Genomic DNA, 616 nt, shown 5'->3' with positions numbered 1-616 from the left:
CCGTGATGGAGAAGCCCGCCTTCTTCCGAAACGGCAAAAGCGAAATCCGTAGAACACCGATAAAACGCGATTTCGCCTCTTTTCAGCGCATCTTCATAAAACGCATTAGAATGTGGAACGCAACACTTCAATCCGAAGCACCCGACCACACATACACCCCATTTTCAGACGACCTCCATACCGCATATCGTCCAAAGGTCGTCTGAAACCGATTGTGAAGCCGAATAAACCCACAGAGGCAGCCGATACTACCCCTATTCACCTTCACCACACAAACCGGAGAACAACATGATTACATTGGCCGTAGATGCCATGGGCGGCGACTCAGGTCTCGCAGTCACCGTCCCCGGTGCCCTTGCCTTTTTGAAACAGCAGCAAGACGTACACCTCATTATGGTCGGCGACGAATCCGCCGTCCGCCAAGCCCTCTCCGCAGCCAACGCGCCGATGGAGCGCATTACCGTGCTCCACGCCTCCGAAGTCGTCGGCATGGACGAAGCCCCGCAGCTTGCCCTGAAAAATAAAAAAGACTCCTCCATGCGCATTGCCATCAACCAAGTCAAAGAAGGCAACGCGCAAGCCGCCGTATCCGCCGGCAACACCGGCGCGCTTATGG

General features: G+C 55.0%; 2 pseudogenes. Both read left to right on the top strand.

The features are described from left to right. Nucleotides 1–206, top strand: a pseudogene (locus ACTHUR_RS15690) (hypothetical protein); the annotation flags it as partial. An 82-nt stretch (nucleotides 207–288) separates the two neighbouring features. Further along, nucleotides 289–616: pseudogene (locus tag ACTHUR_RS15685) on the top strand (phosphate acyltransferase PlsX); the annotation flags it as partial.

Source organism: Neisseria sp. P0021.S007 (assembly GCF_051956855.1).
This window is presented reverse-complemented; position numbering and strand designations above follow the sequence as displayed.